Below are 15,739 nucleotides of genomic sequence, written 5' to 3'. Positions count from 1 at the left end.
TCAATACCGCGTCACCTCGTTGAAAGTAAGTGTTCGCTAAGCTGAATGGTGACGCTGAAACGGGAGTCACGCGTGCAATCCTTCCTCGAAAACTGGCACCAGGCGGCGGTGACAACTCTGGGCCTTTTCTGGATGGCGTTCTGGGCCTTTGCGCTCGGTTACCTGATCAGCAGCATGATCCAGGTGTTCGTCACCCGCGAACGGATGCGGCGCAGCATGGGGGAGGCCGGTGCCGGGAGCGTGGGCTTGGCGACGTTTTTCGGCTTTATCTCCAGCTCCTGTTCTTTCGCCGCGCTGGCCACCACCCGCGCGCTCTTCGCCAAGGGCGCGGGGCTGGTGCCGGCGCTGGCGTTCCTGCTGGCATCCACCAATCTGGTGATCGAGCTCGGCATCGTGATTGCGGTATTTCTCGGCTGGCAGTTTGTGGTGGGCGAGTATGTCGGCGGTGTATTGCTGATTCTGTTGATGTGGCTGTTGGTCGGCGCCCTCTATCCGAAAGAACTGGTGGAGCGCGCGCGACAGCGCGCCCGCGAGGCGGAGGGAAGTGACAATCCCGGCGAGATCCCGGACTGGAAGCAACTGATTCGATCGATGGCTGGCTGGCGCCGCGTGGCCGAGCGCTTTGTCATGGAATGGAAGATGGTCTGGAAGGACGTGACCATCGGCTTTACCGTCGCCGGCATTATCGCGGTGTTTGTACCGCAGGCATTTTTCCAGGCCCTGTTCGTCGGCTCCGGCGAAGCGGAGCCGACTTTCTGGCAGGTATTGCTGCAGTGCCTGGTAGGCCCGATCGCGGCCTTTTTCACCTTTATCGGTTCCATGGGCAATATCCCGCTGGCGGCGGTGCTGTTCGACAATGGCGTCGCCTTCGCCGGCATCATGGCGTTTATCTTCAGCGACCTGGTGGTGCTGCCGGTATTGCGCATCCAGGCGCAGTACTACGGCTGGAAAATGGCGCTGTATATTCTCGCAGTCTTCCTGTGCATCCTGGTCGCCAGTGCGCTGTTGCTGCACTACGGTTTCGCCGCACTGGACCTGCTGCCGCAGTCCGCCGGTGGCGAGAGCGTGACCGGAAGGGACTTTTTCAAGGTCGATTACACCCTGTTCCTGAATCTCGGTTTTCTCCTGCTCAGCCTGTTCTTTTTTGCCTGGCGGATAAAAAGCAGCGGTTTGCCATCACTGGATACCGACAAACCCAGCGATAGAATATTGCTGGCCCTGGCGGTGTCGGCGCTGCTGTGGCTGCTGATCGGTGCGCTGCTGCCGGTATGAAGTGCCTTGCTATGTCCCCGGAGGAAGCTTTTACACTGGCGGCCACCTGAATCACTGCACAATTTCCGGAGATCCCGATGGCCGAAGAATCCAATCGCCCCGCGCACCGTTTCCGTCTGGAGGGGGCCTCCTGTGCCGGCTGTGTGCGCAAGATCGAGAGTGCCCTCAACGATGTGCCCGGCGTCGACGAGGCGCGGGTCAACCTGGGCGACCGGACCCTGACCGTGCGCGGCGATGCCGATCCGCAGGCCTGTGTGGCCGCCGTGCAGGGCGCCGGCTACGGCGCCGAGGAAGTGCGCACCAGCGAGCGCGAACAGCGCGAGCAGCAGCGCGCGGAGGAGCAGCAACACTACCACCAGTTGCTGTGGCACTCGGCGCTGGCGCTGGGCCTGGGTGTTCCGCTGATGGCCTGGGGCCTGATCACCGGTGAAATGGGGGTGAACTCTGTTCCCCAGCAACTGGCTTGGGGGGGCGTGGGACTGGTGACACTGGCGGTGCTGGTGTTCTGCGGCGGCCACTTTTACACCGGTGCCTGGCGCGCATTCCGCCACCACAATGCCAACATGGATACCCTGATCGCCTTGGGCACGGGTACCGCCTGGCTCTTCTCGATGCTGGTGGTGGCGGTACCGCAATTGCTGCCGGAGGCGGCTCGTCACGTCTACTTTGAAGCCAGCGCGATGATCATCGGCCTGATCAACCTGGGCCAGGCGCTGGAGGTGCGCGCCCGCGGCCGCACCAGCGCGGCGGTGGAGAAACTGCTGCAACTGCAGGACCCGACTGCGCGGGTGGTGCGCGACGGCGGCGAGGAGGATATCCCGCTGGAGCAGGTGCAGGTGGGCGACCGCCTGCGCGTGCGCCCGGGGGAGAAAATCCCGGTGGATGGCCGCGTGTTGGAGGGCGGCAGCCTGGTGGACGAATCCATGCTCACCGGTGAACCGGTGCCGGTACGGAAAAGCGAGGGCGACAGCCTGACCGCCGGCACCCTGAACAAGAACGGCAGCCTGCTGTTCGAGGCGGAAAAGGTCGGTGCCGATACGCGCCTCGCGCAGATCATCGAGATGGTCAAGAACGCGCAGAGTTCGCGCGTACCCATCGCCAAACTCGCCGATACCATCTCGGCCATTTTTGTGCCCACTGTGATGATTATCGCCGTACTGGCGGCGCTGGCCTGGTTCAACTGGGGGCCGGATCCGCGCGCGGCGCATATGCTGGTGGTGCTGACCGCGGTGCTGATCATCGCCTGTCCCTGCGCGCTGGGGCTGGCCACACCCATGTCGGTGATGGTCGGTGTGGGCAAGGGCGCGGAGTACGGTGTACTGGTGCGCAACGGCAAGGCGCTGCAGCAGGCCAGCGACCTGACCGCATTGGTGGTGGACAAGACCGGCACCCTCACCGAAGGTGCGCCGAAACTGACTGATATCGAGACCGCTGGCGACGCCGACCAACTGCTGGCGCTGCTCGCCGGCCTGGAGCAGGGCTCCGAGCACCCGCTGGCGGAAGCGGTGGTCACCGCGGCGCGGGAAAAAAACCTGGCCCTGCCGCCGCTGGAGGATTTCGAGGCGATCACCGCCCACGGGGTGCGCGGCACCGTCGGTGGTAAAAAAGTCCTGCTGGGTAACGGCAAGTTGATGCAGCGGGAGCATATCGACGCGGCCTCTCTGCGCGAGCGCGCAGAGCAGCTGGCGGAACTGGGGCGCACGGCAATGTTCGCGGCGGTGGACGGCACCGCCGCCGGCATTATCGCCGTGGCGGACCCGATCCGCGACGATGCCAAAGATGCCGTTGCGCGGCTGCTGGAGCTGGGCCTGCGGGTGGAAATGCTCACCGGCGACAGCAGTGCCACGGCGGAGGCGGTGGCCCAGCAACTGGGGATAGAGCGGGTGCATGCGGACCTGCTGCCGCAAGACAAGGAAAAAATTGTCGGCGATTTACAGCAGAGTGGCGAGCGCGTGGGCATGGCCGGCGACGGTATCAACGACGCGCCGGCGCTGGCGCGGGCGGATGTGGGGTTCGCCATCGGTGCCGGCACCGATGTGGCCATCGAGACCGCCGACGTGACCCTGATGCGCTCGTCGCTGCACGGCGTTGCCGATGCGATCGAACTGTCGCGGGCGACGCTGCGCAATATCAAGCAGAATCTGTTCGGGGCCTTTGTCTACAACACCCTGGGCATTCCCATCGCCGCCGGCGTGCTCTACCCGCTCACCGGTGCGCTGTTGAACCCGATCATCGCCGGCGGCGCGATGGCGCTGTCGTCGGTGACTGTGGTCAGCAACGCCAACCGGCTGCGTTTTTTCAAACCATCGGAGGTGCAGCAGTGACGTCTGCATTGATCGTCAACCTGGTCGGGTTATTGCTGGTCGCGGCGATCAGCTGGTGGTTCTGGCTGCAACCCCGCCGCCATCGCGCCGAGGCGGTCAACGCCGCGGAAAAACTGCGGGTGCTGGTCAGGGATGGCGTCTACGAGCCGGATCGCATCCGCCTGCCGGCGGGCGAGCCGGCCACACTGTATTTCCGCCGCGAGGACCCGACGCCCTGCGCCGAGTGGGTGCTGTTCCCGGACCTGGAAGTCAGCGCACAGCTGGCGGTGCACCGGGATACCGCGGTGGATATCCCGGCGGCGGAGCCGGGCGAATACCCGTTCACCTGCCAGATGCAGATGTACCGCGGCACATTGGTAGTGGAGTAGGGTTTTGTTTCAGGCTCGATAGTGGCTCAGGAACAAAGCGGCTGTCCGCTCGGCCAGTGCGCGGCGTTCCCGCTCGTCGAGCAGCGGGGCCACCTGCATCAACTGCGGCCAGAAACAGCTGCCCTTGACCAGGTTGTGGACCTGGGCAGTGGCGATGTCCACATCCAGCTCGCCCAGGCGGCCGTCGGCGCGCGCAGCCCTGATCCAGCGCTTGACTGCGGTTTCGTGGCTGGAGAACTTTTCGATCTGCCGGCGCAAGGCCTCCGGCCGGTGGAAAAAGTGGTCGAAGGCCACCCGGTTGAGCTCGATATACTCGCGGCTGCAGATTGTGTCGATCTCGGACTCCAGCAGTTGGCAGAGCTGCCCCTGCAGTCCGGCGTCGGCGTCGTAGGTGCCGTCTGTGGATAGTGTCGCGCGCTGCCAGAGTTCGGCGATCAGCGCCATGATCAGCGCCTCTTTGCTGGCGAAGTGGTTGTAGACCGTGCGCTTGGAAACCTGTGCGGAAGCCGCCAGTTCATCCATGCTGCTGGCCTGGACGCCCTGTTCCTGGAAGACCCGCTTGGCGGCATCCAGGATGGCGCGACGTTTCTGTTCACTTCTGCTGGGCTTCTTCTCGCTCATCGCTCTCTCTGTGAAGGGTTGCCGACCGCGGTCGGCCGGATATTGCGGGCGCTAATTTTACACTAAGCAGTTTACTTTTTGTGTTCTGGTATTACACTACACTGTATAGTTTACTTTTGGGTTGAAAATGAACCTCCGCCGATTCATCGCCATGGGAGCCGTGCTTGTGTCTGTCAGCCTTTTCAATGCGTGTGCGCACGAAGCGCCGAAATTCCACAATTCCGAGATCGAGTATCGCAACGGTGCGGGCAAGATCTGGGAGGTTCTCAAGGCCTATGTGCGCACCGAGCGCGCCGCGCCGGAGCCTTCCTCGCCGTTGCCACTGCGCCCGATCCCGGCCGCGGAACTCGCCGCCGGCCCGGCGGCGGTCTACCGGCTGGGGCATTCCAGTGTGCTGATCCGTCTCGACGACCGCTACCTGCTGACGGATCCGGTGTTCAGCGACAGGGCGTCGCCGCTGCAGTGGCTGGGGCCGAAGCGCTTCCATCCGCTGCCGCTGGAAATCGGCGCCCTGCCGGATATCGAGGCCGTCGTCATCAGCCACGATCACTACGACCACCTGGACAAGGCCAGTGTGCAGGCCCTGGCGCACAAGGTGAAACGCTTTGTGGTACCGCTGAAGGTGGGCGAGCGCCTGCGCAAGTGGGGCATCGATGGGGACCGGATTGTCGAACTGGACTGGTGGCAGTCGACCCGCTTCGGCAGCTTCACGCTGACCGCGACACCGGCGCAGCACTTTTCCGGGCGCGGCCTCGGGGACGGCAATGAAACCCTGTGGGCGAGCTGGGTGATCGAAGGGCAGGAGGCGCGGCTGTTCTTCAGCGGTGACAGCGGCTATTTCGGCGGCTTCCGCGAAATCGGCCAGCGCTTTGGGCCCTTCGACCTGACCCTGATCGAGACCGGCGCCTACAACGAGCTGTGGAGCCAGGTGCACATGCTGCCGGAGCAGAGTGTGCAGGCCCACCTGGACCTGCGCGGTGAAGCCATGCTGCCGATTCACAACAGCACTTTCGACCTGGCCCTGCACGACTGGTTCGAGCCGCTGGAGCGCGCGGCCGCAGCGGCCGAGCGGCGGGGTGTCCGGCTGGTGACTCCCGTGATCGGCGCGCCCGTGGCAGTGGCCGCGCCGGCCGACACACCGGCCTGGTGGCGGGCATTGATGCCGGGCCGCGCGGGCCTGCCGGCGACGGAGGGTTGATCATTCCTGCGGAATATCCGGCTCCACCAATTGCGCCAGGAAACCGAGGGATTCCTGCCAGCCGAGGTGGCAGGCATCGGTGGGAATCATTTCCGGAATACCCTCCTGCACCACCTGCAGCTCGGTGCCGACCGAGACGGATTTCAGCGTCACCGTGGTGGTCATTTCACCGGGCAATTCCGGAGCGTCGAAGCGGGCGGTGTAGCAGAGGCGGGTGTGGGGCTCCAGCTCCTTATAACTGCCGCCAAACGAATGGCTGCCACCGGTGGTGAAGTTGGTAAATGACATCCTGTAGCTGCCACCGACCCGCGCGTCCATTTCGTGCACCTTGCCGGTAAAACCGCAGGGCGGCAGCCAGCGGGCGAAGGCGTCGGGATCGAGGAAGGCGCGGTAGACTTTCTCGGGGGCAGCGCGCAGTACGCGGTGCAGTTGAACCGTATTGGCCATGGTTTTGTCTCCTTTTGTTGTCCGGTACTACCTTGTCGGTGGGCACAGTCCCGAATCGACAGTGGTGTCGAAATTGGGCCTAGTGGTCCATGCGGAAAGTTGTGTAACTGTTCGCGTCGCCAAAGCGCCCAGCTCTGCGTTGAGAAAGCTTGAAATAGAACCACTATTCCTGCGCTTTCTCGCCTTGATCTGAACACTTTGGCTGTGCTCCTTAGTCACCAAACTTTCCGCATGGACCACTAGGGGCGGGCCTTCGGCCCGCTTGCCGAGCTGGAGCTCGGCGTTCCCAGGGGAGTAATAGCGCGAGTCCCGAGTCAGAACCAGGTCCGCAGGCCGACGACCCAGGTGGTTTCACTGGTCGACTCACCGTCGTCGCGGGCAAAGTCGGCGGCATTGCCGACTTTTTTCTCGTAGTTGATACCGAAATAGGGCGCGAACTGCGGCGTGAATTCGTAGCGCAGGCGCAGCCCCGCCTCGATATCCGAGAGGCCGGAACCGGTGCCGGTTTCGCGGTTGTTCTGGCCGAAGAAATTGAGTTCCAACTCCGGGCTCAGTACCCACTGCTGTGTCAGCAACAGCTCGTACTCGGCCTCCAGGCGCAGGGCGCTGTCGCCGTCCTCGCCGACAAACAGCGCCGAGTCCACCTCGAAGAAATAGGGCGCCAGGCCATTGAGACCGACAACCGCCCAATTGCGGCTGTCGCTTTCCGGTTCGAAGTCGTGGCGGACGCCCGCCTGCAGATCAAAATAGGGGGAGATGGCACGGCTGTAGAGTGCCTGCAGCTCTTTTTTCTCCGTTTCACCTTCGGCCCGCTCCACTTCGGTTTTGAACCAGAGTTTGTCGCGGTCACCGCCGAACCAGGCGCTGCCCTCCAGCGCCGCGCCGTCGTCCTCGCGGGCTTCCAACTGGTCGATGGTGACCTTGGTCAGCAGTACCTCGTGGTCCATGACATGATCCGGTGCATCCGGTGCGTGTTCCAGGTTTTGCCCCGCCCCCCGGGTTGCTGGATAGGTGTTCACCGGGGCTGCAGTCTGGGTGTGGTCGTGATGCCCCTGCGCCAGGACTGCCGGTGCGGTGAGTGCGGTGCACAAAATGATTGTCTTTTTCACGGTTTCCCCTCATACGACCCTGACTTCGCGGAACATGCCGGGCATGTGGTACAGCAGGTGGCAGTGGTAGGCCCAGCGGCCGTAGGCGTCGACGTTGACCAGGTAACTTATTTTCGAGCCGGGTTGCACCAGCACCGTATGTTTGCGCGGTATGGCTTCCGCGTCGCCGGTTTCCAGTTCGCTCCACATGCCGTGCAGGTGGATCGGGTGGGTCATCATGGTGTCGTTGACCAGTGTGATGCGGATACGCTCGCCGTATTTCAGCATCAGCGGTTCGGCATCGTTGAACTTGATGCCGTCCATGGACCACATATAGCGCTCCATATTGCCGGTCAGGTGCAGTTGCAGTTCCCGTGTGGGTTCGCGCCTGTCGATGGTGGGGGTCAGGTTGCGGATATCCGCGTAGGTCAGTACGCGGCGGCCGTAGCGCTGTTTGTGGTCGCGCAGGCCTATGCCCGGGTCGTGTAGGCCGCTTGTCGGCATTTGTGAGCGCATGTCCACGCCGTAGCCGTATTCGCTGGGTAGATGTGCGATGGGGCTGTCGCTACCGTGGCCGGCGTGGCCCAGGTTACCGGTGTACCAGACGCCCTGCATGCCGCCGAGCTCCGGGCGGCCACCGTGCAGGGTGTAAGCCGGTGTGCTGCCTGTGCCGCTGTGCCGGCTGTGGTCCGTGTCTTCCATGTTACTCATGTCGCCATGCTGGCTGTGGTCCATGTCTCCCATGTTTTTCATGGCGCCATGGCGACTGTGGTCCATCGACCCCATGCCACTCATTGCACCCATTCCCATATCCCGGTGCGTCAGCACCGGCGCATGATCCATGTCCGGTACCGCTGCGCCCATTGCCGGGTCCGGCGTCAGGGTGCCGCGGGCGTAGCCGCTGCGGTCGATGGTCTGGGCAAACAGGGTGTAGGCACTGTCGCCATCCGGTTCGACAATGACGTCGTAGGTTTCGGCCACGCCGATACGGAATTCGTCCACGCTGACCGGTTCGATATTCTGGCCGTCGCTGGCCACAACGGTCATTTTCAGGCCCGGAATGCGGATATCGAAAATCGACATGGCGGAGCCGTTGATAAAGCGCAGGCGCACTTTCTCGCCCTGGCGGAACAGTGCCGTCCAGTTGGCGTCCGGCGTCTGGCCGTTCATCAGGAAGGTGTAGGTGTAGCCGGTCACATCGGAGATGTCGCGGTCGGACATGCGCATCTCGTTCCACATCTTCCTGTCGTTCCAGGTCCGGGCCACGCCCTTCTCGCGGATTTCATTCCACAGATCCCCGGCGGTGCGGCGTCGGCGGTTGTAGTAGTGGCCCTCCTTTTTCAGCTTGGCGTAGATATCGTGGGGAGATTCATCGCTCCAGTCGGACAGGAATACCACATGGTCCCGATCACTGGTTACCGGGTCCGCGTCCGCCGGATCGATCACGATGGAGCCGTAGAGGCCCTGCTGTTCCTGGAAGTCCGAATGGCTGTGGTACCAGTAGGTGCCGCTCTGCCGGACCGGGAAGCGGTAGGTGAAGGTCTCGCCGGGGCGGATGCCGTTGAAACTGAGCCCCGGTACACCGTCCATATCGCTGGGCAGGATCATGCCGTGCCAGTGGATCGAGGTGTCGTGGGCCAGCTTGTTGGTGACGTTCAACGTGACCGTCTCGCCTTCCCTCCAGCGCAGCACCGGACCGGGCAGGGCGCCGTTGACGGTGACGGCGGTGCGCTCGCGGCCGGTGAAATTGACTGGTGTATAGCCCACCTGCAGGTCGAAGACATTGCCGCGCAGTGTCTGTGGCGCCGCCTGTGGTCGATAGCGGGCACGGGCGCCGGGCACCGCCAGCAACGCTGCGCCGGCGGCGGCGCCGGTAACGAAAGTGCGACGCGACAACGATTTTGAGGGTATCGCAGTGTTCTTCTTTTTTATCTCGGGCCTTTTCACCGTGCTCCCCCATGCTGCGCTTCGATACTGTCGATATGGGCGTAGACACTGTCGCTGCCGTCGCGGTGCAGCAGAACCACGTCGTAGGGAGTAAAACGGTCGTTGACTTCCATACCCGGGCTGCCGAGTGGCATGGCCGGCACGGCCAGGCCGCGGGCGCCGGCCGGCGGGTTCTGCAGGAATTGGCGGATCAGCCGGGCCGGTACATGTCCCTCAAAGACATAGCCGCCGGCCGACACGCTGGTGTGGCAGGACTGGTAGCGGGGCGCCATTTTATGGCGCGATTTGATCGCGTTCAGGTCGTCTACGTCCCTGGCGTCGACGGCGAAGCCGTTGTTGCGGGCGTGGTCGACCCAGAGTTTGCAGCAGCCGCAGCTGGCGCTCTTGTAGGTGGTCAGTTTTTCCGTTGAGGCGGTGGGCGCTTCGGTTTCGGTCGCCTCTCTGGTACAGGCGGTCACGGCCAGCAGCGCGATGCCGGCGATGAGGAATTTACGCAGCATGGTTTCAACTCCGTTGTTAAACAGGGGGGCGCAGCGCGCCCGCAGGCAGATCGATGTGGGGCGCGGCCGGGCCCGGATTGCGGGCGCAGCTATCCCGTATCAGCGCGAGATCGGTGGGCGCAGCGGGCTTTCCGGCGCGGGGGAGGAGTTGAAGGTGCGGTAGTTTTCGGGCCGGGCGCTGCCCGGCAGACACGCCGGACGCGGTTCCGCTGCCGGCAGGGCACTGGCACAGAGGCCCGGGCAGCAGCCCTGGCCGCACTGGCCGTGGGACTCGCAGTCCGCGCCGTGATCGCCGGTTTTTTTGTGGGCGGCGCCTGCGGCTGTCGCCCCATCACCGGCGTGGCTATGCATGGGGGAAGCGTCGGCGGATTCCGGGGCACAGGGCGCAGCCATTGCCTGGCCGGCCAGGGCCAGCAGCAGTAGCGATAGCAGTAGGGGCAGTATTCCTGTGCGCATGGTGTCGTCAGTGTCGATGGACCGGGGCAGTGTATGAGCTGGCCGGGGGGCGCGCAACCTGCCGCAGGGGCGGGGTTCCCGGAGGGCTCTGTTCCTATATGACCTTTTCTTCTAACTGATCGATCCACCTCACCTTAAGTTCGAAGGCATGGAGGTAGGGTCATGTACAGGACATATTCCCTCAGGTTGTTTCTGACCACTCTGCTGCTGTGCGTCCTCGCGCTGCTGGCGGCGCCCCCGCTGGAAGCGCGGCCAGCCAGCTGGTTCGATGAGCAGGCCGCTGCCAGTACCCCCGGGGCGGCGAGCATCCGCGTCGACCTGAGTGAGCAACTGGCCTATTTCTACAAGGGCAGCACGCTGGTGGGGGTGTCCCGTATCTCGTCGGGCCGCTCCGGTTTCCGGACGCCGCGGGGGAGTTTCCGCGTACTGTCGAAAAAGACCCGTCACCGGTCCTCCCAGTACGGCATGTATGTCGATCGCGATACCCACGCCGTGGTGCGCGCCGATGTGGAGAGGCACAAGGACCCCCGGCCGCCGGGCACCTACTACCGCGGTGCCAAGATGAATCACTTTATCCGCTTTCACCGCGGCATAGGCTTCCACGCCTCCGGCGATGTGCCCGCCCAACCGGCTTCCCACGGCTGCGTGCGCATGCCGCCGAATATGGCGCGCAAGTTCTATCGTCACGCACCCATCGGCACCCGGGTCACGGTCGGCTACTGACCGTCGCTCCCTCTCCTGTTTTCCCCCGCGCGCGGGCGCAGGTAAACTCTGCGGCCACAGAACAACCTTGAACTCTCCGGGGGGACGGCCTTGGCCAAGAAAAGCAAAACCGCATTCGTCTGCAACGAGTGCGGTGCCGACTATTCCAAATGGGCGGGCCAGTGCAGCGCCTGCGGCACCTGGAACAGCCTCAGCGAAGTGCGGCTGGGAGCGGAACACAGCGACAGCCGTGCGGCCGATTTCACCGGCGCCCAGGGCGGCTACGCCGGCGCGGCCGGCGCCGGCAGGGTGCAGAAACTCTCGGAAATCGACCTGACCGAACTGCCGCGTATCTCCACGTCCACCTCCGAGCTGGACCGGGTCCTGGGTGGCGGCCTGGTGCCGGGTTCGGTGGTGCTGATCGGCGGCCACCCCGGCGCCGGCAAGTCCACGATACTGCTGCAGACCCTGTGCCAGCTGTCCCGGTCCATGCCCGCGCTCTATATCACCGGTGAGGAATCCCTGCAGCAGGTGGCCATGCGCGCGAGCCGCCTGGGGCTGCCGGCGGATCACCTGCAGATGCTGAGCGAGACCGACGTGGAACGCATCTGCCTGGCGGCGAAGGAAGTGCAGCCAAAAGTCATGGTGGTGGATTCCATCCAGGTGATGCATATGAGCGAAGTGCAGTCCGCCCCCGGCTCCGTGGCCCAGGTGCGCGAGAGCGCCGCCTACCTGACCCGTTATGCGAAGCAGACCGGCACCGCGCTGATCCTGGTTGGTCATGTCACCAAGGACGGCAGCCTCGCCGGGCCCAAGGTGCTGGAACATATCATCGACTGCTCGGTGCTGCTGGAAGGCACCCACGACTCCCGCTTCCGCACATTGCGCGCGCACAAGAACCGCTTCGGCGCGGTCAACGAGCTGGGCGTGTTCGCGATGACCGAGCAGGGCCTGAAGGAGGTCTCCAATCCGTCCGCAATATTCCTGCAGCGCGCCGAGGAAGTGGCGGCGGGTTCGGTGGTGACGTCGGTGTGGGAGGGCACCCGCCCGCTGCTGGTGGAACTGCAGGCGCTGGTGGATGACAGCAGCCTGGGCAACCCCAGGCGCGTGGCCGTGGGGCTGGACCAGAACCGACTGAATATGCTGCTGGCAGTGCTGCACCGCCACGGCGGTGTACTGGTGGGCGACCAGGATGTGTTTATCAATGTGGTCGGTGGTGTAAAGGTCATGGAGACCAGCGCCGACCTGACACTGCTGCTGGCGGTGGTATCCAGCTTCCGCAACCGCCCGCTGGCGCGGGATATGGTGGTGTTCGGCGAAGTGGGCCTGGCCGGCGAAATCCGCCCGGTCCCGTCCGGCCAGGAACGCCTGCGCGAGGCCGCCAAGCACGGCTTCCGCAAGGCGATCGTGCCGGCCGCCAACCGCCTGAAAAATGATATCGAGGGGATGGAGATGGTGGCGGTGAAGACGCTTTCGGAGGCGCTGGCGGCGATTGATATGAGCTGATCTTCCTGGGCGCGCCGAGCTCCGGCTCGGCAGCTCGAAACCTATGGAAACCAAGGAGGGTTGATTGGAATGAATAGTTTTTCGAGCAAGGATGCCGAACTGGGGCTCGGCGCGCCCAAGGGGTGGTATTCCCGCGGCTATGTGCCGCATTTTGATCATTTTTGCGCGCTGCAATCCATCACGTTTCGACTGGCGGATTCGCTGCCACAGGGAAAACTGGAGCAGTTGAGCCAAGAGCTGCGACAGGAAAATCTGCCAGATTCCCGAAAGGGGTTAGAGAAGCGAAAAAGAATAGAACAGTGGCTGGATGCCGGTTACGGTTGTTGTGCGCTGGGCCATCCAATGGTCGCGAAAGTCGTACAGGACGCATTACTTAAATTTAACGGTGTTCGGTACTTGTTGACTGCCCGGAACATAATGCCAAACCATGTGCATGTATTGATTGATCCGAAAGACTCCCTGGCGAGGATAGTGCAATCCTGGAAGTCTTTTACCGGTCGTTGGGCGCTGAGCAAGAATGCGGAGCTGGCGGCGGGCGCTCCCGAGCTCCGCGTTCCCGGGAGGCAGTTCTGGATGCGCGATTACTGGGATCGCTATATTCGGGATCAGGAGTATTTCGAGCGGGTTTTGGATTACATCCACAGGAACCCGGTAAAAGCAGGTCTCTGTTCAAGGCCCGAAGAGTGGCAATGGTCCAGCGCCTGGGTGCGCCAAGCTCCAGCCTGGCAACAACCACAGCAGGAAAAAACACCGTGAAGAAAATACTCCTGCTGACGCTCCTACTGTTATCCATCAAAGCAACGGCCTACAACCACATCGCCTCCCTGAACCTCTGCACCGACCAGCTACTCCTGAACTGGGTGGCGCCGGAAAAAATCGCCTCGGTCACCTGGCTCTCCGCCAGCGACCAGTACCGCAAGGCGCCGCTGCCGGAGCATATTCACCTGAACCGCGGTCGCGCGGAGGAGTTGTTGCGACTCGATCCGGACCTGGTGCTGGTGGGCCAGTACGGGGCGCAGCGGGCGGCGCGGCGGTTGCGGGAGTTGGGGTTCAACGTGGTGGATATCCCCGATGCCTACAGCCTGGAGCAGTTGTCACAGCAGTTGCAGGCGCTGGAGAATGTGCTGGGCGAGAACCCGCCCCTGGAAAAACAGAAAGCACTGCTGGAAAAAATGCTGGCACAGCCGCAGCGGCCGGCCGCTGCCAGCGCACTGATCCTGTCCGCCAACAACATCACCTACGGCAGCGGTATGCTCGAGCACCAGTTGCTCGAGCTCGCCGGGTTTGAGAATCTCGCCGCGGCGGACGGCACCGAACAGCTGCGCCGCGTCAGCCTGGAGGAAGTGATCGCGGCGCAGCCGGACCTGCTGGTGCTCTACGGCGGCGAGAAGGATTTTGCCATCGCGCACCTGGCCGAGCGCCATCCAGTCCTGCGACACTATTTTGACCGCGACCGCGTTTTTACCCTGCCATCGGAGTTGAGCTTCTGCCCGGCGCTGGTGGCCGCGGACGTCCTGCAGCAGCTTAAGGAAAAGAGAAAGTCCCTTGCAGCAAAACAATAATCCGGCCCTGATTTTACTGGCCGCCCTGATACCCCTGGCACTGCTGGCCGCGCTGGTCAGCGGGCCGGTTTCCATCGACCTGCCCGCCGCGCTGGCCGGGGGCTGGCATAGCGAGGCGGGCGATGCGGTGATCCTTTGGCAACTGCGCCTGCCGCGCGCGCTGCTGGCCATCCTGGTGGGGGGCGCCCTGGGCATGGGCGGCGCGGCCATGCAGGGCATGTTGCGCAACCCACTGGCGGAGCCGGCACTGCTGGGCGTTTCCAGCGGTGCGGCGCTGGCGGCGATACTGCTGCTCTACTATGGAGTTGCCTGGCAGTCCGGCTGGCTGTTGCCGGTGTTGGCGATCGGCGGCGCCTTCGGCGCGGTGGCCTGTGTCTGGTTGCTGGCCGGGCGCGGCGCCAGTGCCAGCCGGCTGGTGTTGGCGGGGGTGGCGATCAATGCCTTCCTGTCGGCGCTGATGGCGCTGGCCCTGAACTATGCGCCGAGCATGTTTGCGATGCAGGAAATCGTTTTCTGGCTGCTGGGCTCGCTGGCGAATCGCGGCTGGGACCAGTTGCTGCTGGCGCTGCCGTTTATCCTTTTCGGTGCTGTGCTGCTGTTCTGCGCCCGCAACTATCTGCGCGCACTGTCTCTCGGTGAGGCCAGCGCCGCGTCGCTGGGTTTCCGCGGCCGGCGCTATCCGCTGCTGGTGCTGGGCGGTATCGCCGCGGCGGTGGGCGCGGCGGTGGCGGTGGCCGGCACCATCGGTTTCGTCGGCCTGGTAGTACCGCACCTGGTGCGGCCGCTGGTGCGGCAGGACCCGGCACGGCTGCTGTGGGCCAGTGCGCTGGCAGGCGCGCTGCTGCTGTTGCTGGCGGATATCCTGGTGGTCAATTTTGTCGGCGCACAGGAACTGCGCATCGGCGCGGTAACCGCTTTCATCGGGGCGCCTTTCTTTTTCTGGTTGATCGTCAGCGTGCGGCGGGGGCAGGCACTGTGAAGACTCCGACACTGCAGGTTTCCTGTCGCGACCTGTCCCTCGAACGCCGCCGCACGCCGGTACTGCGCGAGATCAACTGCGCTTTCAGCCCCGGTGAACTGACTGCCGTCGTGGGCCCCAATGGCGCCGGCAAGAGCAGCCTGCTGGAAACCCTGGCCGGCGTACTGGCACCGGCGAGTGGCCACATCGAGTTGGGCGACCGCGATGCAACCGCGATTCCCGCCGCCGAGCGCGCGCGCCTGTGTGCCTACCTGCCGCAATCGGAGGCGCCGGCCTGGAGCCTGTGCGTCGCCGACCTGGTGGCGCTCGGTCTGTTGCCCTGGGGGCGTGCCGCCGATCGGCCGCAGCGGGTTGCCGCGGCGCTGGAACTGGTGGATGCCACCCATCTGTCGGGCCGCGCGGTCACCCGCCTGTCCGGTGGCGAACTGCGGCGGGTGCAACTGGCGCGGCTGTTGGTTGGCGACGCGCCGCTGCTGATTGCCGACGAACCCACCGCGGCGCTGGATATCCGCCACCAGCTGCAATTGATGCACACCTTCCGCAACCAGGCGGACGCCGGTAAAACCGTGGTGCTGGCCCTGCACGACCTGTCCCTGGCGGCGCGCTTCTGCGATCGCATCCTGCTGCTTTGCGACGGCCGCCTGGCCGCGCAGGGCGCCCCGCAGGATGTGTTCACCCCGGCCCTGATCGGCGATGTCTACGGCGTCAGCTGCGAATTCCGCTGGCGCGATGGCGTAGCCGATTTTGTACCGCTGGACCTGTTGTAGGG

At 64.1% G+C, this 15,739-nt stretch carries 16 protein-coding genes; 10 read left to right on the top strand and 6 right to left on the bottom strand.

The features are described 5' to 3' along the window. Positions 1-72: 72 nt before the first annotated feature. The 3 genes from MWN76_RS03125 (at position 73) to MWN76_RS03115 (ending at position 3,964) form a co-directional block, all read left to right on the top strand. Complete coding sequence (locus MWN76_RS03125; RefSeq protein ID WP_250459245.1) at positions 73-1,272, top strand: permease; 1,200 nt, start codon at positions 73-75, stop codon at positions 1,270-1,272. Positions 1,273-1,349: 77 nt separating this feature from the next. Further along, positions 1,350-3,596, top strand: a complete 2,247-nt coding sequence (locus MWN76_RS03120) for a heavy metal translocating P-type ATPase (protein ID WP_250459243.1) — start codon at positions 1,350-1,352, stop codon at positions 3,594-3,596. Further along, complete coding sequence (locus tag MWN76_RS03115) at positions 3,593-3,964, top strand: cupredoxin domain-containing protein (RefSeq protein WP_250459240.1); 372 nt, start codon at positions 3,593-3,595, stop codon at positions 3,962-3,964. The genes MWN76_RS03120 and MWN76_RS03115 overlap by 4 nt, the downstream gene beginning before the upstream one ends. 9 nt (positions 3,965-3,973) lie before the next feature. Here MWN76_RS03115 and MWN76_RS03110 read toward each other — a convergent pair whose 3' ends face one another. Next, complete coding sequence (locus MWN76_RS03110) at positions 3,974-4,585, bottom strand: TetR/AcrR family transcriptional regulator (RefSeq protein WP_250459238.1); 612 nt, start codon at positions 4,583-4,585, stop codon at positions 3,974-3,976. Positions 4,586-4,751: 166 nt separating this feature from the next. Here MWN76_RS03110 and MWN76_RS03105 point away from each other — a divergent pair, with 166 nt between their 5' ends. Further along, positions 4,752-5,783, top strand: coding sequence for an MBL fold metallo-hydrolase (locus MWN76_RS03105; protein WP_250459236.1), 1,032 nt, complete (start codon positions 4,752-4,754; stop codon positions 5,781-5,783). On the opposite strand, the gene MWN76_RS03100 is transcribed toward MWN76_RS03105, so the two are convergent. The 5 genes from MWN76_RS03100 to MWN76_RS03080 all read right to left on the bottom strand — a co-directional run bounded on the left by MWN76_RS03100 (position 5,784) and on the right by MWN76_RS03080 (position 10,221). After that, positions 5,784-6,230, bottom strand: coding sequence for an SRPBCC family protein (locus tag MWN76_RS03100; RefSeq protein ID WP_250459234.1), 447 nt, complete (start codon positions 6,228-6,230; stop codon positions 5,784-5,786). 314 nt (positions 6,231-6,544) lie between these two features. Continuing rightward, positions 6,545-7,339: a copper resistance protein B gene (locus tag MWN76_RS03095; RefSeq protein ID WP_250459232.1), complete on the bottom strand. Its 795-nt coding sequence runs from the start codon at positions 7,337-7,339 to the stop codon at positions 6,545-6,547. Between the two features lie 9 nt (positions 7,340-7,348). Then, positions 7,349-9,214, bottom strand: coding sequence for a copper resistance system multicopper oxidase (locus tag MWN76_RS03090; RefSeq protein ID WP_250459231.1), 1,866 nt, complete (start codon positions 9,212-9,214; stop codon positions 7,349-7,351). A 47-nt stretch (positions 9,215-9,261) separates the two neighbouring features. Then, on the bottom strand, positions 9,262-9,765 hold the full coding sequence (locus MWN76_RS03085; protein ID WP_250459230.1) for a DUF411 domain-containing protein: 504 nt from the start codon (positions 9,763-9,765) through the stop codon (positions 9,262-9,264). A gap of 99 nt (positions 9,766-9,864) precedes the next feature. Continuing rightward, a complete protein-coding gene (locus MWN76_RS03080; protein WP_250459229.1) occupies positions 9,865-10,221 on the bottom strand; it encodes a hypothetical protein in 357 nt (118 codons plus the stop codon). 162 nt (positions 10,222-10,383) lie between these two features. Here MWN76_RS03080 and MWN76_RS03075 point away from each other — a divergent pair, with 162 nt between their 5' ends. The 6 genes from MWN76_RS03075 (at position 10,384) to MWN76_RS03050 (ending at position 15,737) form a co-directional block, all read left to right on the top strand. After that, complete coding sequence (locus MWN76_RS03075; protein WP_250459228.1) at positions 10,384-10,944, top strand: L,D-transpeptidase; 561 nt, start codon at positions 10,384-10,386, stop codon at positions 10,942-10,944. A 90-nt stretch (positions 10,945-11,034) separates the two neighbouring features. Next, positions 11,035-12,429, top strand: coding sequence for a DNA repair protein RadA (radA, locus tag MWN76_RS03070; RefSeq protein WP_250459227.1), 1,395 nt, complete (start codon positions 11,035-11,037; stop codon positions 12,427-12,429). A 69-nt stretch (positions 12,430-12,498) separates the two neighbouring features. Further along, a complete protein-coding gene (locus MWN76_RS03065; RefSeq protein WP_250459226.1) occupies positions 12,499-13,185 on the top strand; it encodes a transposase in 687 nt (228 codons plus the stop codon). After that, positions 13,182-13,991 (top strand): ABC transporter substrate-binding protein, encoded by an 810-nt coding sequence (locus MWN76_RS03060; protein WP_250459225.1) that lies wholly within the window; start codon positions 13,182-13,184, stop codon positions 13,989-13,991. The genes MWN76_RS03065 and MWN76_RS03060 overlap by 4 nt, the downstream gene beginning before the upstream one ends. After that, complete coding sequence (locus MWN76_RS03055; RefSeq protein WP_250459224.1) at positions 13,975-14,970, top strand: FecCD family ABC transporter permease; 996 nt, start codon at positions 13,975-13,977, stop codon at positions 14,968-14,970. The genes MWN76_RS03060 and MWN76_RS03055 overlap by 17 nt, the downstream gene beginning before the upstream one ends. Further along, positions 14,967-15,737 carry an ABC transporter ATP-binding protein gene (locus MWN76_RS03050; protein WP_250459223.1) on the top strand — a complete coding sequence of 257 codons (771 nt, stop codon included), beginning with the start codon at positions 14,967-14,969 and terminating at the stop codon, positions 15,735-15,737. Before MWN76_RS03055 ends, MWN76_RS03050 begins: the two co-directional genes overlap by 4 nt. Positions 15,738-15,739: the final 2 nt, after the last annotated feature.

The organism is Microbulbifer litoralis, from assembly GCF_023634065.1.
GTDB lineage: Bacteria > Pseudomonadota > Gammaproteobacteria > Pseudomonadales > Cellvibrionaceae > Microbulbifer > Microbulbifer litoralis.
This window is presented reverse-complemented; position numbering and strand designations above follow the sequence as displayed.